23 protein-coding genes are annotated in these 19,718 nt (G+C 68.6%); 18 read left to right on the top strand and 5 right to left on the bottom strand.

Going from position 1 to position 19,718, the window contains the following annotated elements; all coding sequences use genetic code 11:
• The first annotated feature begins 110 nt into the window (after positions 1–110).
• From ABZ382_RS02900 to ABZ382_RS02880, 5 genes are all read left to right on the top strand, one after another.
• Positions 111–2,264 (top strand): MMPL family transporter, encoded by a 2,154-nt coding sequence (locus tag ABZ382_RS02900; protein ID WP_357082996.1) that lies wholly within the window; start codon positions 111–113, stop codon positions 2,262–2,264.
• 97 nt (positions 2,265–2,361) lie between these two features.
• Complete coding sequence (locus ABZ382_RS02895; RefSeq protein ID WP_213556139.1) at positions 2,362–2,631, top strand: metal-sensitive transcriptional regulator; 270 nt, start codon at positions 2,362–2,364, stop codon at positions 2,629–2,631.
• A gap of 23 nt (positions 2,632–2,654) precedes the next feature.
• Positions 2,655–2,891 (top strand): DUF2892 domain-containing protein, encoded by a 237-nt coding sequence (locus tag ABZ382_RS02890; RefSeq protein ID WP_357082992.1) that lies wholly within the window; start codon positions 2,655–2,657, stop codon positions 2,889–2,891.
• Positions 2,891–3,286 carry a DUF302 domain-containing protein gene (locus tag ABZ382_RS02885; RefSeq protein WP_357082989.1) on the top strand — a complete coding sequence of 132 codons (396 nt, stop codon included), beginning with the start codon at positions 2,891–2,893 and terminating at the stop codon, positions 3,284–3,286. The genes ABZ382_RS02890 and ABZ382_RS02885 overlap by 1 nt, the downstream gene beginning before the upstream one ends.
• Positions 3,287–3,369: 83 nt before the next feature.
• Positions 3,370–3,963: a TetR/AcrR family transcriptional regulator gene (locus ABZ382_RS02880; protein ID WP_357082986.1), complete on the top strand. Its 594-nt coding sequence runs from the start codon at positions 3,370–3,372 to the stop codon at positions 3,961–3,963.
• Positions 3,964–3,975: 12 nt separating this feature from the next.
• On the opposite strand, the gene ABZ382_RS02875 is transcribed toward ABZ382_RS02880, so the two are convergent.
• Positions 3,976–4,872, bottom strand: a complete 897-nt coding sequence (locus tag ABZ382_RS02875) for a sigma-70 family RNA polymerase sigma factor (RefSeq protein WP_357082983.1) — start codon at positions 4,870–4,872, stop codon at positions 3,976–3,978.
• Between the two features lie 29 nt (positions 4,873–4,901).
• Between ABZ382_RS02875 and ABZ382_RS02870 the strand changes: the two genes are divergently transcribed.
• Together ABZ382_RS02870 and ABZ382_RS02865 are read left to right on the top strand one after the other, a co-directional pair.
• Entirely contained in the window at positions 4,902–5,339 is a 438-nt protein-coding gene (locus ABZ382_RS02870; protein WP_357082980.1) for a DoxX family protein, read from the top strand.
• Between the two features lie 73 nt (positions 5,340–5,412).
• Complete coding sequence (locus tag ABZ382_RS02865; protein WP_357082977.1) at positions 5,413–7,155, top strand: pyruvate dehydrogenase; 1,743 nt, start codon at positions 5,413–5,415, stop codon at positions 7,153–7,155.
• A gap of 13 nt (positions 7,156–7,168) precedes the next feature.
• On the opposite strand, the gene ABZ382_RS02860 is transcribed toward ABZ382_RS02865, so the two are convergent.
• The gene (locus ABZ382_RS02860) at positions 7,169–8,182 is read right to left on the bottom strand and encodes an LLM class flavin-dependent oxidoreductase (protein WP_357082974.1); all 1,014 of its coding nucleotides are present in this window, start codon (positions 8,180–8,182) and stop codon (positions 7,169–7,171) included.
• 154 nt (positions 8,183–8,336) lie between these two features.
• On the bottom strand, positions 8,337–9,170 hold the full coding sequence (locus ABZ382_RS02855) for an NAD(P)H-binding protein (RefSeq protein WP_357082971.1): 834 nt from the start codon (positions 9,168–9,170) through the stop codon (positions 8,337–8,339).
• Between the two features lie 141 nt (positions 9,171–9,311).
• Between ABZ382_RS02855 and ABZ382_RS02850 the strand changes: the two genes are divergently transcribed.
• From ABZ382_RS02850 to ABZ382_RS02820, 7 genes are read left to right on the top strand one after another with little or no spacing between them, the layout of a single operon-like run.
• A complete protein-coding gene (locus ABZ382_RS02850) occupies positions 9,312–10,154 on the top strand; it encodes a metalloregulator ArsR/SmtB family transcription factor (protein ID WP_357082968.1) in 843 nt (280 codons plus the stop codon).
• Positions 10,151–11,587 (top strand): Fe-S cluster assembly protein SufB, encoded by a 1,437-nt coding sequence (sufB, locus tag ABZ382_RS02845; protein WP_357082965.1) that lies wholly within the window; start codon positions 10,151–10,153, stop codon positions 11,585–11,587. The genes ABZ382_RS02850 and sufB overlap by 4 nt, the downstream gene beginning before the upstream one ends.
• The gene (sufD, locus tag ABZ382_RS02840; protein ID WP_357082962.1) at positions 11,587–12,765 is read left to right on the top strand and encodes a Fe-S cluster assembly protein SufD; all 1,179 of its coding nucleotides are present in this window, start codon (positions 11,587–11,589) and stop codon (positions 12,763–12,765) included. The genes sufB and sufD overlap by 1 nt, the downstream gene beginning before the upstream one ends.
• 36 nt (positions 12,766–12,801) lie before the next feature.
• On the top strand, positions 12,802–13,575 hold the full coding sequence (gene sufC, locus ABZ382_RS02835) for a Fe-S cluster assembly ATPase SufC (RefSeq protein WP_357082959.1): 774 nt from the start codon (positions 12,802–12,804) through the stop codon (positions 13,573–13,575).
• Positions 13,576–13,577: 2 nt separating this feature from the next.
• Positions 13,578–14,831 (top strand): cysteine desulfurase, encoded by a 1,254-nt coding sequence (locus ABZ382_RS02830; RefSeq protein WP_357082956.1) that lies wholly within the window; start codon positions 13,578–13,580, stop codon positions 14,829–14,831.
• Positions 14,832–14,834: 3 nt separating this feature from the next.
• Positions 14,835–15,314: a Fe-S cluster assembly sulfur transfer protein SufU gene (gene sufU, locus ABZ382_RS02825; RefSeq protein ID WP_357082953.1), complete on the top strand. Its 480-nt coding sequence runs from the start codon at positions 14,835–14,837 to the stop codon at positions 15,312–15,314.
• Positions 15,311–15,667 (top strand): metal-sulfur cluster assembly factor, encoded by a 357-nt coding sequence (locus ABZ382_RS02820; RefSeq protein WP_357082950.1) that lies wholly within the window; start codon positions 15,311–15,313, stop codon positions 15,665–15,667. Before sufU ends, ABZ382_RS02820 begins: the two co-directional genes overlap by 4 nt.
• 58 nt (positions 15,668–15,725) lie before the next feature.
• On the opposite strand, the gene ABZ382_RS02815 is transcribed toward ABZ382_RS02820, so the two are convergent.
• A complete protein-coding gene (locus tag ABZ382_RS02815) occupies positions 15,726–16,316 on the bottom strand; it encodes a TetR/AcrR family transcriptional regulator (RefSeq protein WP_357082947.1) in 591 nt (196 codons plus the stop codon).
• A gap of 46 nt (positions 16,317–16,362) precedes the next feature.
• Here ABZ382_RS02815 and ABZ382_RS02810 point away from each other — a divergent pair, with 46 nt between their 5' ends.
• From ABZ382_RS02810 to ABZ382_RS02795, 4 genes are all read left to right on the top strand, one after another.
• The gene (locus ABZ382_RS02810; protein ID WP_357082944.1) at positions 16,363–16,704 is read left to right on the top strand and encodes a cytoplasmic protein; all 342 of its coding nucleotides are present in this window, start codon (positions 16,363–16,365) and stop codon (positions 16,702–16,704) included.
• A 64-nt stretch (positions 16,705–16,768) separates the two neighbouring features.
• A complete protein-coding gene (gene lexA, locus ABZ382_RS02805) occupies positions 16,769–17,431 on the top strand; it encodes a transcriptional repressor LexA (RefSeq protein ID WP_357082941.1) in 663 nt (220 codons plus the stop codon).
• 52 nt (positions 17,432–17,483) lie between these two features.
• Positions 17,484–17,942, top strand: coding sequence for a DUF4189 domain-containing protein (locus ABZ382_RS02800; RefSeq protein ID WP_357082938.1), 459 nt, complete (start codon positions 17,484–17,486; stop codon positions 17,940–17,942).
• A gap of 111 nt (positions 17,943–18,053) precedes the next feature.
• Complete coding sequence (locus ABZ382_RS02795; protein ID WP_357082935.1) at positions 18,054–18,680, top strand: hypothetical protein; 627 nt, start codon at positions 18,054–18,056, stop codon at positions 18,678–18,680.
• A gap of 2 nt (positions 18,681–18,682) precedes the next feature.
• Here the strand turns inward: ABZ382_RS02795 and ABZ382_RS02790 are convergent, their stop codons facing one another.
• Positions 18,683–19,669 carry a hypothetical protein gene (locus ABZ382_RS02790; RefSeq protein WP_357082932.1) on the bottom strand — a complete coding sequence of 329 codons (987 nt, stop codon included), beginning with the start codon at positions 19,667–19,669 and terminating at the stop codon, positions 18,683–18,685.
• Positions 19,670–19,718: the final 49 nt, after the last annotated feature.

The following is a 19,718-nucleotide window of genomic DNA, read 5'->3' as shown; positions in this document are numbered from 1 at the left end:
GGGGGGTCGAGGGTGTGCCCGGTGGTTGCCGTCGGTCACACCCGCTTGCTTCAGATACCCCTGGGGGTATAGTCGTGACATACCCCAGGGGGTATGGAAGGAAGTCTCAGATGCGAAGTACGACAGTCGGCGTCGCCGACGCTTCTCCGAGCACGGCCGCCCCCGGCGGTCTCCTGGGCCGCCTCGGCGCGGTCATGGCCGACCGCGCCCGCTGGGTGTTCGGCTTCTGGTTGCTGTTGTCGGTGGCGCTCGGCGCTGCCGCGCCGTCGGTGTTCGACTCTCTCGCCGGCGCGGGCTGGCAGGCCGACGGCTCCGAATCCGTGCAGGTCCGCGACCTCGCGCAGGAACACTTCGGCGGCAACTCGGCCGCCGCCGTGCAGGTCGTGATCCACTCCGACACCGCCGCCATGGACAGCCCCGACGCGCAGCGCCTGGTCGCCGACCTCACCGCGGTCCTCCAGGCGGACAGCCGCTTCGGCGCGATCGTCCCGCCCACGCCCAGTCGATCGGTGAGCCCTGACGGCCACACCGGCATCCTGCTGGCGGGTGCGAACGCGAGCACCGACGACATGGTCACCGCGGTCACCGACCTCGGCCCGAAACTGCGGGACGTCGCCGCCGACGGCTTCGACATCTACCCGACCGGCGCCTCGGCGCTGTGGAGCGACTTCAACAAGGCCAATCACGACGCGATGATGAAGGCCGAGATGTTCTCCTGGCCGGTCACTCTGGCGATCATGGTGCTGGCCTTCGGCTCCCTGGTGGCCGCCGGTCTGCCGCTGCTGCTGACCCTCACCGGTCTGGTCGCCTCCGCGGGCGGCCTGGTGCTGCTCAACCAGATCACGCCGATCTCGGTGTGGGCCATGAACTTCGCCATGATGTTCGCCCTCGCCCTGGGTATCGACTATGCGTTGTTCCTGGTCTCGCGCTTCCGTGACGCGATTCGCGGCGACACCTCACCCCGCACCGCGGTCGCGGTCACCATGGCCACCGCGGGCAAGGCGGTCCTGCTCTCCGGTCTGACCGTGCTGGTCAGCCTGTCGGCGGTGCTGGTGGTGCCCGCGCCCGCCGTGCGCACCATGGCGGTCGGCATCATGTTCGCGGTCTCGTTCGTCCTGCTGGCGACGCTGACCCTGTTGCCCGCCGTGCTCGGCGCGCTGGGCAAGCGCGTGAACGCGGGCTCGCTGCCGTATGTGGCGCGCCAGCAGCATCGTTCGCCGGTCTTCGCCAAGTGGGGAGAGTTGCTGCACCGCCGCCCGTGGCCGTTCGCCATCGGTTCGCTGCTGGTGCTGATCGCGCTCGCGATTCCGGTGACGAGCCTGAAGGTGGCCATGCCCTCGATTCAGGTGGTGCCCGAGGATTCTTCCGTGCGCCAGGGCTACGAACTGGTGCAGCGCGAATTCGGGCTGGGCGCGCCGGGCATGCTGCAGATCGTGGCCCCGGCCTCCGACGCCGCCGATGTCGCGCGAATCGCGGCCTCGGACAGCCGGATCGGCATGGTCTCGCCGCCGCAGCCCGCGGGCGACGGCAGCGGACTGGTCCTGATCCAGGCGGCTCCGGCCGTCGACCCGTCGGATCCGGCCATGGGCGACATCGTCGACTCCCTGCGCACGGCCCTCCCGGCCGACGCGCTGGTCGGCGGCGCGGTCGCCGAGAACCTGGACCTGCAACAGGCCCTGAACGACTACCTGCCCCTGGTCGTCGGCATCATCCTGGTGCTGGGCTTCCTGCTTCTGCTGGTCGCTCTGCGCGCTCCGCTGATCGCGCTGCTCGGCGCGGGCGTCAGCCTGCTGTCCACCGCGGCCGCGTTCGGCGTGGCCAAGCTGGTGTTCCAGGACGGCCACGGCGCGAGCCTGCTCGGCTTCACCCCGCAGGGTTTCCTGGACGGCTGGGGTCCGGTGTTCTTCTTCGCCATGATCTTCGCGATCGCGATGGACTACACGGTCTTCCTGCTGGCCACGGCGAAGGAGCATTACGAGCGCTCGGGGGATCCCGCGGTGGCCCATATCGACGGCATCGCGCATTCGGGCCGGGTGATCGCGGCCGCGGCGGCGGTCATGGTGGCGGTGTTCTTCACCTTCGCGCTGGCCGATCCGCTGCCGCCGAAGGAGATGGGCATCATCCTCGGCGTGGCCGTGCTGCTGGACGCCGTGCTGATCCGCCTGATCCTGCTGCCGGTGCTGTTGCGCCTGACCGGGCATGCCGCCTGGTGGTCGCCGCGCTGGCTGCGCAAGGTGCTGCCGGACATCAGCTTCGCGCACTGAACGGTGGGGGCCGTGGGAAAACGGTGAGCCCGCTCTCACGGCCCTCACATACCCCCAGGGGTATGATGGAGTCATCGAACTCAGGGAAGGAACCCTCATGATCGGCGACGAAGACAGCATCGCACTGGTCCTCAACCGCCTGCGCCGCGCCCACGGCCAGCTCGCGGGCGTGATCTCCATGATCGAGCAGGGCCGCGACTGCAAGGACGTGGTCACCCAGCTCGCCGCGGTCTCGCGGGCGCTGGACCGCGCGGGCTTCAAGATCGTCGCCACCGGTCTGCGCGACTGCCTGACCGGTGAACAGGCCGAGGGTTCGGAGCCGATGACGGTCGAGGAACTGGAGAAACTCTTCCTGGCGCTCGCCTGACGCCGGGATCGAAAGGAAGTCATATGACCGCGACCCGCCGCTGGACCATCGACCGCATCGTGCCGGTCCTGGCCGGAACCATGGTGCTGATCAGCATCGCGCTGGTGCTCGCGTTCTCGCCCTGGTGGCTGCTGCTGACCACGTTCGTGGCGGCCAACCTGCTGCTCTACGGGTTCGCCGGCTGGTGTCCGGTGACCCTGCTCCTGCGACGTCTGGGCGTGCCCCGGACGGGCAGTCCCGCAACCGAAAGGACCGCGTGATGACCCTCGCCCTGTCGACGACCCTCTACACCGATTTCGCCACCGCGGTGGAGCGCACCCGGAAGGCCCTGTCCGAGCAGGGTTTCGGCATTCTCACCGAAATCGACGTCACCGCCACCATGAAGCAGAAGCTCGACGCCGACCTGGAGAATTACCTCATCCTCGGCGCCTGCAACCCGCCCCTGGCCCACGCCGCCCTCGAGGTCGACCGCCAGATCGGCCTGCTGCTGCCGTGCAATGTGATTGTGCGCGACGACCGTTCACGCGAGGGGGCGGTACTCGTCGAAGCCATGGATCCGCAGCTGTTGGTGCAGGTCGCGGGTGATCCCGGGCTGAAGGAGGTGGCCGACACCGCCGCCGCCAAGCTCGGTGCGGCCATCGCCGCCCTCGGCTGATCCGGCCCGCTCACGCCCGGTTGCTCCACTGCCCGAACACGATTCGCCCTGCCGGTGTCGGACCCCGCTCATACTCTGGATGAATGGTGTCCGATTCGAAACGGCGAATCGAGGCGGCCGCGGCCGGGTTGCTAGCCCGGCACGGCTACCACGGATTCGGGCTGAAGAAGTTGAGCGAGGCGGCGGGGCTGCCGTATGGGTCGATCTACCACCACTTTCCCGGCGGCAAGGAGGAGATCGCGGTCGCGGCCATCACCGGCACGGGGGTGCTGTTCGGCCGCATGATCGGGCAGGCCCCCGGCGATGTGTTCGGCACCGCGGCAACGCTGTTCGATTTCATGGCCGGCAAGCTGGACGAGACCGACTGGACCACCGGCTGTCCGGTCGGCACGCCCGCCCTGGACGGTGGCAGCGATGTCGAATCGGTGCGCACGGCGTGCGTTTCGGCATTCGATGCCATGGCGCGCGGTTTCACCGAACTGCTGATCGAGCTGGGCCTGGAGCCGGGGGAGGCGCGGGGGCTGGCCACCACGGTGGTCGCGGCCTACGAGGGCGCGACCATCCTGGCCCGGGTGCGCCGCACCGACGAGCCGTTGCACACGGTGTCGGAGTCCATGGCCCGGCTGCTGCGCCTGAGTCTGGCCGAAGCCGTTGCCGTCGAGGCGCATTCACCCTGAGGTCGACCCCGATCACGCGGTGAAATCGGGCACCGTGAGCCGCAGGCGGGCCAGCGCCTCCGGCTCGGCGATCACCTCGATGGCGGTGATCCGCTCGGCGGCGATGGTGAAGACCATGACCTCCGGCGATTCGCCGTGCGACACCACCAGCGCGCCCGGCCGCCCGTCGATCAGAATGACCGCCGAGAACTCCTCGCGCCGTGCGAAACCGGCCGCCAACCGGGCCACCACCCGCGTGCCCTGCGCGGTGACCGGCACCGATCCGGGTGCGGCCACCCGATCGGCGGACACCATGATCTCGGGATCCAGCACGGTGAGCGCCGCCTCGATGTCCCCGGCCCGGACCGCGGCCAGGAAGGCCCGCACGATCCGGTGCTCCCGCAGCGCCTCGGGTCGCAGCCCGTCGCAGTCGTCGAGCACCCGGTGCCGGGCCCGGCTCGCCAGTAGTCGCGCCGCGTTCGGCGTCCGGTCCAGGATCTCGCCGATCTCGTAGAACGGAACCGCGAACATGTCGTGCAGGACGAACGCGACCCGTTCGGCGGGCGGGAGTCGCCGCAGCAGCACCAGCACCGCGCGTTCCAGCTCGTCGGTGAGAATCGCCCGGTCCTCCGGGGTTTCCAGGATCGCGGCCTCGGGAAACGGCTCCGGTGCGCCCGGCCCGAGCGGGAACCGGTCATCGACCCGGCGGCCGCGCAGCACGTCCAGGCAGATCCGGGACAGTGCGGTGGTGAGCCAGCCGTCCAGATTGCGGATGGTGTCGATATCGGTGCGGCTCAAGCGCATCCACGTGTCCTGCACCGCGTCCTCGGCCTCGCTGGAGGCGCCGAGCATCCGGAAGGCCTGGGCGGTCAGGTGGGCGCGCCGCCGCTCGAATCGGGCTGCGGGGGATCCGGAGTCGCTGACCGACATATTTCGTGCTCGCCGAACGTCGCGGTGACATGACTACACACACCATCGTCACACGAATGGTCCCCGACCGCGCCCTCCTCTACTGGACCTCGACCGTGCTGGTCGCCGCCGAACTGGCGGTGGGCGGCTGGTGGGATGTCGCCCGGACCGCGAATGTTCGCCAGGTCGTGACGGCCCTGGGCTATCCGACCTACTTCCTGGTCATCCTGGGCGTCTGGAAGCTGCTCGGCGCGGTGGCGCTGCTGGCCCCGCGGCTGCCGCTGGTGAAGGAGTGGGCCTATGCCGGGACCTTCTTCGTCTATTCGGGAGCCATCGCTTCGCACCTGACCACCGGGGAGAAGCTCATCGAGGTGCCGATCCTGCTCGTCATGGCCACGTTGACGGCGGTCTCCTGGGCGACCCGTCCCGCCGATCGCCGGGTCGCCTCGGGCAAGCCCGCCGATACGGACACGGCGGCAACCATCTAGCAACCAGTGTGTCCGATGTCGGTTAAAGTGACCTTCGATCATGCCCGGTCTCGGTACGGCGAACGGAGCGATGATGGGTCGGAACTCGGTTGCCAGTCAATTGGTGGACGCCCTCGTCGCCGCCGGAGTCCAACGGGTGTACGGCCTGGTCGGTGACAGTTTGAACCCCTTCGTCGACGCCCTGCGCCGCACCGAGGGCATCGAGTGGGTGCACTGTCACAACGAGGAGAGCGCCGCCTTCGCCGCCGGCGGGGAATCGGTTCTCACCGGTCGCCTCGCCGTCTGCGCGGCCAGCTGCGGACCCGGGAACACCCACCTCATCCAGGGCCTCTACGACGCGCACCGCAATGGCGCCGCGGTGCTGGCAATCGCCTCGCACATCCCGAGCCGCGAGATCGGCACCGGCTTCTTCCAGGAGACCCACCCCGAACGACTCTTCGTGGATTGCAGCCACTTCTGCGAAATGGTGAGCACCCCCGCCCAGATGCCGCGCCTGGCCACCATCGCCATGCAGACCGCCCTCGGCCGCCACGGGGTGTCGGTCCTGGTCGTCCCCGGTGACGTGCTCAGCGCCGACGCCGAGAACCGTGGCCGCCCCTCGGATCTGGTGACTTCCGCTGCCACGGTCGTCCCGCCGGCTGACCAGGTCGACCGTCTCGCCGAGGCCATCAATGACGCCGACACCGTCGCGCTGTTCGCGGGCGCGGGTGTGCGCGGCGCGCACGCGCAGGTCATGGCCCTGGCCGAGCGCCTGCACGCCCCGATCGGCCACGCCCTCGGCGGCAAGGAGTGGATCCAGTTCGACAACCCCTACGACGTCGGCATGAGTGGCCTGCTCGGCTACGGCGCGGCCTACGAGGCCACCCACGAAGCGGACCTGCTGATCCTGCTCGGCACCGACTTCCCCTACGACACCTTCCTGCCGCAGGACGGCCGCGTCGCCCAGATCGACCGCGACCCCGCCCACATCGGCCGCCGCGTGATCGTCGACGTCGCCGTGCACGGTGACGTGGCCGCGACCATCGACGCGGTACTGCCGCTGCTGCACCAGAAACCGAGCCGCGCCTTCCTCGACGACATGCTGCGCCGCCACGTCTCCGTCCTCGAGAACGTGGTCGACGCCTACACCCACGACATCGACCACCACACCCCCATCCACCCCGAGTACGTCGCGTCGCTGATCGACGAAATCGCCGACAGCGACGCGGTTTTCACCGTCGACACCGGCATGTGCAATGTCTGGGCCGCCCGCTACCTGACCCCCAACGGCCGCCGCCGCATCATCGGCTCCTGGCGGCACGGCACCATGGCCAACGCGCTGCCGCACGCGATCGGCGCGCAGTCGGCTTTCCCGGGGAGGCAAGTGATCTCGCTGTCCGGCGACGGCGGCCTGGCCATGCTGATGGGGGAGTTGCTGACGGTCTGGCGGCACCGGCTGCCGGTGAAGATCGTGGTGTTCGACAACTCGACCCTCGGCATGGTGAAGCTCGAGATGCTCGTCGACGGCCTGCCCGACTACGGCACCGATCAGGAGCCGGTGAACTACGCCGAGATCGCCGCGGCCGTGGGCATGCCGGCGATCCGGGTCACCGATCCAGCGCAGGTGCGCGGCGCGCTGACCAAGGCGTTCGCCGAACCCGGGCCGGTGCTGGTCGACGTGGTCACCGACCCGAACGCGCTGTCGCTGCCGCCGAAGATCGATGCCGCGCAGGTGAAGGGCTTCGCCCTGGCCGCCGGGAAGATCGTGCTGGCGGGCGGTGTCGGGCGCATGGTCGACATGGCCCGATCCAACCTCCGCAATATCCCGCGTCCCTGACGCGGCGCCCCGATCAGCTTCGGGGCGTGACGGATTCGCGCGCGGCCACGGCCGCCCCGGTGAGCTCCACTGACCGCACCCGATCCTCGACGCCCTGCGTGTGGTGGGCGAGGATCAGCTCGTCGGCGTCGATCCCGGCCGCGAAATCCTCGAGGTAGTCGACGACGTCATCGGGCGTGCCCACCGCGGTATAGGTGGTCATCGCCGCCAGGTGACGGCCATTGGGTGAGGCCAGGAACGCGTCGATCTCCTCGTCGGAGAAGTCCATCCCCGCCGCGCCACGCTTGATGAAGGCCCGCGTGCGCGCCCGATAGGAGATCGTCTTCTGCCGCTCGGCGGCCTCCCGGTCCTCGGCGGCGAACACGTTCACGCCCGCCATCACATACGGCTCGGCCAACTGCTCCGAAGGACGGAACCGCTCCCGATACTCGGTGACCGCCTGGTGCAGCGCGTCCGGCGCGAAGTGCGAGGCGAACGCGTACGGCAGCCCCAGATGCGCGGCCAGCTGCGCCCCGAACAGCGACGACCCCAGAATGTAGAGCGGTACAACACCTTCCGCCCGCGGCACCGCCTGCACTCCCGGAATCCGGCTGTTGCCGGTGAGGAACCCCTGCAATTCGAGCACGTCCTGCGGGAACGTGTCGGCCGAGGACGGATTGCGCCGCAGCGCCCGCATGGTCTCCTGATCACTGCCCGGCGCCCGCCCCAGCCCCAGGTCGATCCGCCCCGGATACAGCGATTCGAGCGTCCCGAACTGCTCGGCGATCACCAGCGGCGAATGATTCGGCAGCATGACCCCGCCCGCGCCGAGCCGGATGCTCTCGGTGTGCGCCGCCACGTACCCGATGAGCACGCTGGTCGCACTCGACGCGATCGACTTCATATTGTGGTGCTCCGCGTACCAGACCCGCCGATACCCGCTGCGTTCCGCCGCCCGCGCCAGCGCCACGCTGTGCTGGAAGCTGTCGCGCGCGGTCTGCCCGGGCGCGACCGTCGCCAGGTCGAGGATGGATACGGCGAAGGGCATGCTGGCACCGGCTTTCGTGGATCGGCTGTTCGGCGGAGAGCGGGCGGGGTGCGCCCACCTCTCAGTACTAATTCGATCAGCGTCGAACTTATGCCCGCCCGCCGAATTTCTCCCCGCCCGCGCCCCGGACCCGCGCCGGCAAGCGACCGGTCGGCTACCGGAATTCCGCCCCGTGCTCCACGGCCCACTCCCTGATATCGCGCGCCGGCCGCCCGGTGAGGTCGGCGACCACACCGGTGACCAGGTCCGAGGGCGGCCGGAACTCGGCCATCGACAACAGCACCTCGATCAGGTGCGCGGGCAGACCGGCCGCGGTCATCGACTCCCGCGCGACGTCCAGCGGCTGCGCCTCGAATCGCAGCTCACGCCCCAGCGCCGCCCCGATGGCCTCCACCTGCTCGGGCCGGCCGACCACTCGCGGCCCGGTCACGAGGTATTTCCGCCCGGCGTGCCCGGATTCGGTGAGCAGCCGCGCCGCCACCGCGGCGACATCCGCTTCGTGCACGACCGCACTCGGCGCGACCGCGAACCCGCGCACCACGGCACCCGCGCGAATCTGACCCGCCCAGCTCAGCGCATTGGAGGCGAGGGTGTCCGCGCGCAACACCGTCCACTCCGCCGCGTGCGCCTCGACCGCAGCCTCCATCTCCGCGTGCACCAGCGGAATCAGATCCGATTGCGGCCCTTGGTCGTTCACGGTGGTCGACGACAGATACACCAGCCGCCGATCCGATCCGCTCAACGCCCGCACCACGCGTTCGGCGTTCTCGGCGTCATGGAACGGCCAGATGAGTAGTACGGAATCGACCCCGTCCGCGGCCGCCGCCAACGAACCCGGCTCGGACAGATCGCCGCGCACCGCCTCCACCTCCGGGGGAAGCCCGGCGGCTGCCGGATCCCGGACCAAGGCCCGAGTCCGCACCCCCGCCGCCGCCAGTTCCGCGACTACTCCTCGGCCGACATTTCCCGTCCCACCCGTTACGAGCACACTGTTCACACCCGTCCAGAACCCCTCATGACCGGCCCTGATTTCCGAATTGCCGGGATGTATATGGTGTGCCAGCTCACATGCGACGCCATATTCCCAGGTCGCGCATTTTCGGTCAGGGGACCCTTACTGGATCGAGGAATGGAATTCCGTCACACTTGTGTTGTGAAAACCGTGGGTTTGCGGAACGCGGAACAGGCCGGGCACCAGAACGACGGTGCCCGGTCCGTTGTCGTGCCCGGACCGGCGGGTGAGGGACACACGCGCGAAGCTGTCGTGAAGCTGCTGTTGGAGGAGGGCCCGATCACCGCGACCGCCATCGGCGAGCGGCTGGGTCTGAGTCCGGCGGGGGTGCGACGGCATCTGGACGCGCTCATCGAGTCCGGTGAGGCGCAGGCGACCAGGTCGGCGCCGTGGCAGCAGAAGGGCCGCGGCCGTCCCGCCAAGCAGTACCAGCTGACGGCCACCGGCCGGGGCCGCCTCGCGCACGCCTACGATGACCTCGCCGGAGCGGCCATGCGGCAGCTGCGGGAGATCGGCGGCGATCAGGCCATCGCCGATTTCGCGCGCAAGCGGGTGGCGTCCATCGTGGCCGGGGTCGGCGATCTCGCCGTCCACGCCCCGGCCGAGACCGAGGCCAAGGCGGAGGAGATCGCGGAAGCGTTCACCGACGCCGGGTTCGCGGCCTCGACCCGGAAGGTCGGCGCCGGCGTGCAGATCTGCCAGCACCACTGCCCGGTCTCGCACGTCGCCGAGGAATTCCCGGAGTTGTGCGCGGCCGAACTGGAGGCCTTCCGCGCGATCCTCGGCACGCATGTGCAGCGCCTGGCGACCATCGCCAACGGTGACTGCGCCTGCACCACGCACGTTCCCCTCATTGCTTCGCCCGCTATGCCCGATACCGCCCCCGAAAGTTCCGCCCAGACCCCCGTCGCGCAGCCCGCGACGACTTCTACACATGACTCCGGAAGGAGTGCCGAATGACGACGACCACCGACCAGGTGCAGCCGCTGTCCCAGGAAGAGACCATCGCGTCCCTGGGTACCTACGAGTACGGCTGGGCCGACAAGGATGTCGCCGGTGCCGCTGCCAAGCGCGGACTGTCCGAGGAGGTCGTGCGCGACATCTCGGCCAAGAAGAGCGAGCCCGAATGGATGCTCGACTTCCGCCTCAAGGCACTACGCATCTTCGACAAGAAGCCCATGCCGAGCTGGGGCTCGAAGCTCGACGGCATCGACTTCGACAACATCAAGTACTTCGTGCGCTCGAGCGAGAAGCAGGCCGCGTCCTGGGAGGAGCTGCCCGAGGACATCAAGAACACCTACGACAAGCTGGGCATCCCGGAGGCCGAGAAGCAGCGTCTCGTCGCCGGTGTCGCGGCCCAGTACGAGTCCGAGGTCGTCTACCACTCCATCCGTGAGGACCTGGAGAAGCAGGGCGTCATCTTCCTCGACACCGACACCGGTCTCAAGGAGCACCCCGAGCTGTTCCAGAAGTACTTCGGCTCGGTCATCCCCTCGGGTGACAACAAGTTCTCCGCGCTGAACTCCGCGGTGTGGTCGGGTGGCTCGTTCATCTACGTGCCGCCGGGCGTGCACGTGGACATCCCGCTGCAGGCGTACTTCCGCATCAACACCGAGAACATGGGTCAGTTCGAGCGGACGCTGATCATCGTCGACGAGGACGCCTACGTCCACTACGTCGAGGGGTGCACCGCGCCCATCTACTCCTCGGACTCGCTGCACTCGGCGGTCGTGGAGATCATCGTGAAGAAGGGCGGCCGCTGCCGCTACACCACGATCCAGAACTGGTCGAACAACGTCTACAACCTGGTGACCAAGCGTGCCAAGGCCGAGGCCGGCGCGACCATGGAGTGGGTCGACGGCAATATCGGCTCCAAGGTCACCATGAAGTACCCGGCCGTGTGGATGACCGGTGAGCACGCCAAGGGCGAGGTGCTCTCCATCGCGTTCGCCGGTGAGGGCCAGCACCAGGACACCGGTGCGAAGATGCTGCACCTGGCGCCGAACACCTCCTCGAACATCATCTCCAAGTCGGTGGCGCGCGGCGGTGGCCGGGCGTCGTACCGCGGCCTGGTGCAGGTGAACAAGGGCGCGTACGGCTCGAAGTCGACCGTGAAGTGCGATGCGCTGCTGGTGGACAACATCTCCCGCTCCGACACCTACCCCTACGTCGACATCCGCGAGGACGACGTGACCATGGGCCACGAGGCGACCGTCTCGAAGGTGTCCGAGGACCAGCTGTTCTACCTGATGTCCCGCGGTCTGACCGAGGACGAGGCGATGGCCATGGTGGTGCGCGGCTTCGTGGAGCCCATCGCCAAGGAGCTCCCGATGGAGTACGCCCTGGAACTGAACCGCCTGATCGAACTGCAGATGGAAGGAGCCGTCGGCTGATGGCCGTGGAGAACGTTGCCGAGGCCGCTGAGGCTCGTACCCCTGCCCTGAACAAGGGCGAGGTGTTCGCGTCGTTCGACGTGAACGCCTTCGAAATCCCTTCGGGCCGTGACGAGGCGTGGCGCTTCACCCCGATGCGCCGCCTCAACGGCCTGCACGACGGCACCGCCGTCAAGGACGGTCAGCCGACCGTCGAGGTGACCGCGCCCGCCGGTGTCACCGCGGAAACCGTGGAGCGCACCGACCCTCGCCTCGGCGAGGGCGGTACCCCCACCGATCGTGTTGCCGCGCAGGCGTACTCCGGTTTCGACGCCGCCACCGTCATCACGGTCGGCGCGGAAACCGAAGTAGCCGAACCGGTCACCGTGACCATCACCGGCCCGGGCGAGGGCAAGGTCGCCTACGGGCACCTGCAGGTCCGCCTCGGCAATTTCGCCCGCGCCACCGTGGTCGTCGACCAGCGCGGCAGCGGAACCTATGCCGAGAACGTGGAATTCATCCTCGGTGACAGCGCGGCGCTGAACGTGATCCTGGTCCAGGACTGGGCCGACGACGCCGTGCATGTCACCGCGCATCACGCCATGCTGGGCCGGGACGCCCTCCTGCGCCACACCAATGTCACCCTCGGTGGCGATCTGGTGCGGCTCACCGGCAATGTGCGCTACGCGGGCCCGGGCGGCGACGCCGAACTGCTGGGCGTGTACTTCGCCGATGACGGCCAGTTCTTCGAGCAGCGTCTGCTGGTCGATCACTCGCAGCCCAACTGCAAGTCGAACGTGCAGTACAAGGGTGCGCTGCAGGGTGATCCGACCTCGGCCAAGCCGGACGCGCACACCGTGTGGGTCGGCGACGTGCTGATCCGGGCGGCCGCCGAGGGCACCGACACCTACGAGCTGAACCGCAACCTGGTGCTCACCGATGGTGCGCGCGCCGACTCGGTGCCGAACCTGGAGATCGAGACCGGCGAGATCGTCGGGGCCGGACACGCCTCGGCCACCGGCCGTTTCGATGACGAGCAGCTGTTCTACCTGCGTTCGCGCGGCATCCCGGAGGAGGTCGCCCGCCGCCTGGTGGTGCGCGGCTTCTTCTTCGAGGTGCTGCAGAAGATCTCCGTCCCCGAGGTCCGGGAGCGGCTCGAGGCGGCCATCGAGGCCGAGCTCGCCGCTGTCGGCGCCTGATCCCATACTTCCCATCCCGCAAAGGAATCCGATTCGATGACCACCCTGGAAATCAAGGACCTGCACGTCGAGGTCGCCAGCCCGGACGAGAACGCCGAGCCCATCAAGATCCTCAAGGGCGTGAACCTGACCATCAAGTCGGGCGAGACCCATGCCATCATGGGCCCCAATGGCTCCGGCAAGTCGACTCTGTCCTACGCCATCGCCGGCCACCCCAAGTACACCGTCACCCAGGGCACCATCACCCTCGACGGCGAGAACGTGCTGGAGATGTCGGTCGACGAGCGCGCTCGTGCGGGCCTGTTCCTGGCCATGCAGTACCCGGTCGAGGTGCCCGGCGTCTCGGTGTCGAACTTCCTGCGCACCGCCGCCACCGCGATCCGCGGCGAGGCCCCCAAGCTGCGCACCTGGGTCAAGGAAGTCAAGGAGGGCATGGCCGAGCTGGAGATCGATCCGGCCTTCGGAGAGCGCTCGGTCAACGAGGGTTTCTCCGGTGGTGAGAAGAAGCGCCAGGAGATCCTGCAGCTGAGCCTGCTCAAGCCGAAGATCGCCGTGCTCGACGAGACCGACTCGGGCCTCGACGTCGACGCGCTGCGGATTGTTTCCGAGGGCGTGAACCGTTACAAGGAGCGGGAGACCGGCGGCATCCTGCTGATCACCCACTACACCCGCATCCTGCGCTACATCAAGCCCGACTTCGTGCACGTGTTCGTGGGCGGCAAGATCGTCGCCGAGGGCGGCGCCGAGCTGGCCGAGGAACTCGACGCGAACGGCTACGTGCGCTTCACTTCTGCTGCCGTAGGAGCCTAATAATGACAAGCACCGTGGGGACTCTCGACATCGCCAGGATCCGGGCCGACTTCCCGATCCTGAGCCGGACCGTGCGCGACGGGAAACCGTTGGCGTACTTGGATTCCGGTGCGACGTCGCAACGTCCGCTGCAGGTGCTCGACGCCGAGCGGGAATTCCTGCTCGAGCACAACGCGGCCGTGCATCGCAGCGCGCACCAGCTCGCCGAGGAGGCCAACGAGGCCTACGAGGCGGCGCGCGCGGCGATCGCGGCGTTCGTCGGCGCCGGCCCGGACGAGATCGTGTACACCAAGAACGCGACCGAGTCGCTGAACGTGGTGGCCTACGCCTTCTCCGACGACCGCTTCCCGTACCACGTGGGTCCCGGTGACGAGATCGTCATCACCGAGCTCGAGCATCACGCGAATCTCGTTCCGTGGCAGGAGCTCGCGCGCCGCACGGGTGCGACGCTGAAGTGGTACGGCATCACCGACGACGGCCGCATCGACCTGGATTCGCTGGAATTGTCGCCCGCCACCAAGGTGGTCGCGTTCACGCATCAGTCGAATGTGACCGGCGCGGTCGCCGATGTCGCCGAATTGGTGCGCCGGGCCAAGGAAGTCGGCGCGATCGTCGTGCTGGACGCCTGCCAGTCGGTGCCGCACATGGGTGTGGACTTCAAGGAGCTGGGCGTCGACTTCGCCGCCTTCTCCGGCCACAAGATGCTGGGCCCGTCGGGTGTCGGCATCCTGTACGGGCGGCGTGAGCTGCTCGAGGACACCCCGCCGTTCATCACCGGCGGCTCCATGATCGAGACCGTGTTCATGGATCACTCGACCTTCGCCCCGCCGCCGCAGCGGTTCGAGGCGGGCTCGCAGATGATCTCGCAGGTCGTCGGATTGGGCGCTGCCGTCAAGTATCTCGGCAACGTGGGCATGGATGCCGTTGCGGCGCACGAGCACACGCTCGTCGGCGCGGCACTGGAAGGTCTGGGCGCGATCGACGGTGTCCGGATCATCGGCCCGACCGAGACCGTGAACCGTGGCGGGGCCGTCTCGTTCCTGGTGGATGGTATCCACGCCCACGATGTCGGCCAGATCCTCGACGACCAGGGTGTCGCCATCCGTGTCGGTCACCACTGCGCGTGGCCGCTGCACCGGCATTTCGGCGTCGCCGCCACCGCCCGGGCCTCCTTCGCGCTGTACAACACGCTCGACGAGGTCGATCAGCTGGTGGCCGCGGTGCGGAAGGCCCAGAGCTTCTTCGGAGTTGCATAGACCATGCGCATGGAGCAGATGTACCAGGAAGTGATCCTGGACCACTACAAGCACCCGCACCACCGGGGGCTCCGGGAGCCCTTCGGCGCCGAGGTGCACCACGTCAACCCGACCTGCGGTGACGAGGTGACTCTGCGCGTGCACATCGACGACAACGGCGATGTGAAGGACGTGTCCTACGACGGTCAGGGCTGCTCGATCAGCCAGGCCTCCACCTCGGTGCTCACCGATCAGGTGATCGGCCTGCCGGTGCAGCAGGCGCTGAAGGTGGTCGAGGAGTTCGACGCGATGATCACCGGCCGCGGCACCGTCGAGGGTGACGAGGAGGTGATCGGCGACGGTGTCGCGTTCGTCGGCGTCGCCAAGTACCCCGCCCGCGTGAAGTGCGCGCTGCTGGGCTGGATGGCGTTCAAGGACGCCGTGGTGCGGATAGCCTCGGCCGAGGAAGCCAAGAAGACGATGGGCAACGGGGAGAAGCGATGAGCGAGACCGAGCAGCAGACCAAGGAACTCACTCCCGAGGAGCTCCAGCACCTCGACGACATGGAGGAGGCGATGCGTGACGTCGTCGACCCCGAACTCGGCATCAATGTCGTCGATCTGGGCCTCGTCTACGGCATGGCCTTCGAGGACGGCATCGCCAAACTCGACATGACCCTGACCTCCCCGGCCTGCCCCCTCACCGACGTGATCGAGGACCAGTCCCGCAACGCCCTGGTCCGCTCCGGCCTCGCCGAGGACCTGCAGATCAACTGGGTCTGGATGCCCCCGTGGGGCCCCGACAAGATCACCGACGACGGCCGCGAACAGCTGCGCGCCCTCGGCTTCACGGTGTAGGCCGAACACACTCCGACGATGCGGACCGATCCCTGGTGGATCGGTCCGCATCGTCGTTTCAGCGGCCCAGCGCCTCGTTCAGGAGGGCTCTGGCTGTGGCGCAGAGGATTTCGGCGGCCTCCGGGCGGGGGAGGGCGGCGATGTCGACGAGCCAGATGAAGGACTCGATGCCGGTGGCGGAGCGGATGGCGATGGCCAGGCGATGGATGTCGATGTCCGGGTGCGTGATTCGCAGGGGTTCCAGCGCGTGCTCGAGCCAGCCGATCACCCGGCCGCGGCGTAGCGGGGAGGGGTTGCCTCCGGCAGGCTCCAGGGACAGGCGCAGGGAGGTGCGTAGTTCGGGTTCCCACTCCAGGTTGATGCGGACGCATTCGCGCATGACGAGGTCGAGGCGCTCACGAGGATCGGTGGGAGCGGGGTCCGGGAGCAGGGTTTCGCGGTCGATCTCGGGGCGTACGGCCGCCAGGAGGGCGCGCTGGTTGGGGAAGTAGCGGTAGGCGGTGGTGCGGGAGATGCCGGCGGCCTGCGCGGCGTCCTCGACGGTCGGTATCGCGCCCTGCGCCAACAGCTTCCGGGTCGCGGTGACCAGGGCCGTGCGGGTGCGGGATTTCTGGTTGGTGCGCCCGGTGTCCTCATATGGTACGGCCATGCCCATGATGGTACTCTGATCCCATATCGAGTCCCGGAGGGCTGCCATGAGCACCGATCCCGCTGTCGTGAATCCGGATCTGTACCGGGTCATCTTCGAGAACGAGCGCGTGCGGGTGCTGGAGTACCGCGACAAGCCCGGCGACCGCACCTCGCCCCACCGTCATCCCGACAGCGTCCTGTACCCCTTGAACTCCTTCCGGCGCCGGATCACGGCCAACGGGGAGCAGGTGGAGGTGGAGCTCACCGCGGGGCAGGTGCGGTGGCTCGGGGCGCAGGAGCATGCGGGCGAGAACATCGGCGAGGGCGAGACCCACGCGCTGTTCATCGAACTCAAGGAGCCCGCGCCGGCGGCCGGGGACGCGGTGCTGGGGCCTTCCGGGATGTAGCGCATTGGCGTGTTACGGCCGGTCGTGCCGGGGTTCGGGCGGTGGCTCGCCGTAGGATTCTTCGGTGACCTATGACGACTTCGACGGATTCGAGCATCTCGACACCTCCACGTTGCCCGAACGCCAGCAACGCATTCTGTGCAGTATTCGGGATTGGGTGCAGCGGCACGGGTATTCGCCGAGCACTCGGGAGATCGGGGACGCGGTCGGCCTGAAGTCGGCGTCATCGGTGTCGCGGCATCTGCGTGAGCTGGAGGAGCGCGGGTTCCTCAAGCGCAGTGAGTCGGTGACGCGTCCCATGGACGTGCGGCTGTTCCTGCGGGCGTCCGCGCCCGCGCGGCAGCAGGACGAGAACTCGGTACCGGTGCCGGTCGTCGGCGATATCGCGGCCGGTACCCCGATCCTGGCGGAGGAGCACACCGACGATGTGCTCTCGCTGCCGCGGGAACTGGTGGGCCGCGGCACCGTGTTCGGTCTGCGGGTGCGCGGCGACTCCATGGTCGACGCCGCCATCTGCGACGGAGACATCGTCGTGGTGCGCAAACAGCACGAGGCGCACACCGGCGAGATCGTGGCCGCCATGATCGAGGGCGAGGCCACGGTCAAGGTCTACAAGCGCGCGAACGGGCATGTCTACCTGGAGCCGCGCAATTCCGCGTACCCGGTGATCGATGGTGACAATGCCCAGGTACTGGGTAAGGTCGTCTCGGTCATGCGCCGGGTCTGAGCGTCTGGCATGATGACCGCCGTTATCACCATCCATCCCCGGGGAGTATCGAATGTCGTTGCTGCGCAAGGCCGGTGTCGGCCTCGCCGTTACGTCGATGGCCGCGATGGGCACCGTGGCCGCCGGATCCGCCTCCGCGGCGGAGAACGGCGAGCCGGTCTTCATCGCGACCTCCGGTGACCTGTACGGCGCGCTGGCGCTGTCCAAGAGCACCGGGAACGTCGCGTATGCCGTGAACTACGGCAGCTGGGACGCCGCGGACTCCTCCGCGGTCAGCCAGTGTGGCGGCGGCGACTGTGCCGTCGTCGTGCACTTCGCCAATGCTTGTGGCGCGGTCGCGCAGGGCGCCGACACCCGCTTCGGCTGGGCGTGGGCGCCGTCCAAGGTGGAGGCCGAGTCGGCCGCCATCAATGTGCTCGGCAAGAGTGCGCCGGGTTTCCCGGACACGGGTTCGTCCTCGCCGCGTCAGGCCAAGGTCATTCTGTCGGCCTGCACCGACAACGCGAGCTGACGTTCCACGAAACACTCATGCGCCACACCGGATTCGTCCGGTGTGGCGCTGTTTTGTTTGCGGGAGTCCATTTTCCAGCAACACCCCGGGCTCGGCGGCGATGATTTCCCCGTGGACGACATCACCTACGAGGACACCCGGTTCGCGTTGCATGCGGCGGCCGAACTGCTGATCGCCGGTCCGCAGTATCGCCGGTTCGGCAGCATCCGCATGCGCATCGTGCTGGGCGGATTCACCGGCATGAAGTGGCCGGTGTCGGTGACGGGCACCGATCTGGTGTGGCCGCAGGGCCGGACCCGCCTGCACGGCACCTACAGTGACCTCGCCTCGACCGCCGGATTCGAGGCCGACGGCCCGCCCGACGGACTGTATTCCGATGGCACCCGGATGGATCCGGACGAGCCGTTCAAGGTCGACTCCGAGGCCGCCACCGCCGTGCACGACTGGTTCGCGGTGGGGGACACCGCATTACGCCGCTTCGCCGCCGAACAGCAGCCGGTGTTGTGGCCCGAGCACTTCGACCTGTCGGTGGCGGTCGACGAGGTGAATTACGGTGTCTCCCCGGGCGACTGGGACAACCCGACGCCGTACGCCTACGTCGGCCCGTGGACCCGCCGCCGCGGCGAATTCTGGAACGCGCCCTTCGGAGCCATGCGGCCCCGCACCGAAGTGGCGACGGTGCAGAGCCTCATGGAGTTCTTCAACGAGGGCAGAGCCCATGCGGCCCAGGACAACTGATGTCAGCCGTAGTGGGCCTTCAGGACGTCCCCGCTCTCGGTGCCGAGCAGGAGTGTGCGCGCAGGGGCCGGGGCGACGGCCACGGAGGTGAGCGGCTGGCCGGACAGCACGGTGCAACTGGTGTGCGCGGCCGGATCGGCGAGCACCAATTGCCCGCTGCCGGTGGCGATGTAGAGCAGCCCGTCGACGATCGCGAGGTCGTCGGGCAGCAGGGGGCCGGACAGGGGAGCGGGGGCCAGATCCACGGCGACCGTCGCCCGGGCGGGATCGTCGATCGGCAGGGCGACTACCCGCCCGGTCGGGCTTTCCAGCAGCGTCACGTAGAGGATGCCGTCGGCGGCGACGATGCCGTCGGCGCCGAGGCCGAGGGCCGCGAGCGCGGTGTGGCTGCGGGCGGTCCAGTCGGCGTCGATGCTGCCGTCGCGCCGGATCCGCACCACGGAGTTCGCCGAGGTGTCGGCCACGTACAGGGTGCCGTCGGCGTCGAAGGCCGCGCCATTGGCCTGACCGAGCCCGGACACGAACACCTCCGGCGTCGGGTCGGCGGCGGCGGGATCGAACCGCACCACCCCGCTGCCTCCGGAGAGGCCGGAGAGCGGTGAATTGCCGAAGGTCGCGTACATCAGCCCGTCCGGGCCGCGTCGGACCGCGCCGGGAACCCGCACCGGCACACTGGCGACCAGATGGGCATCCCCGTCGTACTTCTCCACCACATCGCGCTGCGTGCGGGCGACCCAGAAGCTCTCGGTCGCCTCGTCGAAGGTGAGGTTCTCCGACCAGTCGAGCAGCGGAGCCCGGGTGGGCATCGCCACGCGCGCCTCGATGGGCGCACAGGAAAGCGAGCCTGCGACCGGTGCCTCGGCAGCCGCCGGCCCGACCGGCCCGCTCGCCACGGCCGTCATCGCCAGCAGCGCGGCGGCACCCGCGACCAGGCGGCGTCCCCGAGCATCGAATTGCGGCGCAACGGCATTCGGTAGCGGATCCGGCATCGACGCGTTCCCTTCGCTGGCTGATGATCGCGGCCAGCGTATATCGGCG

This window comes from Nocardia sp. NPDC005825, from assembly GCF_040630175.1.
GTDB lineage: Bacteria > Actinomycetota > Actinomycetes > Mycobacteriales > Mycobacteriaceae > Nocardia.
This window is presented reverse-complemented; position numbering and strand designations above follow the sequence as displayed.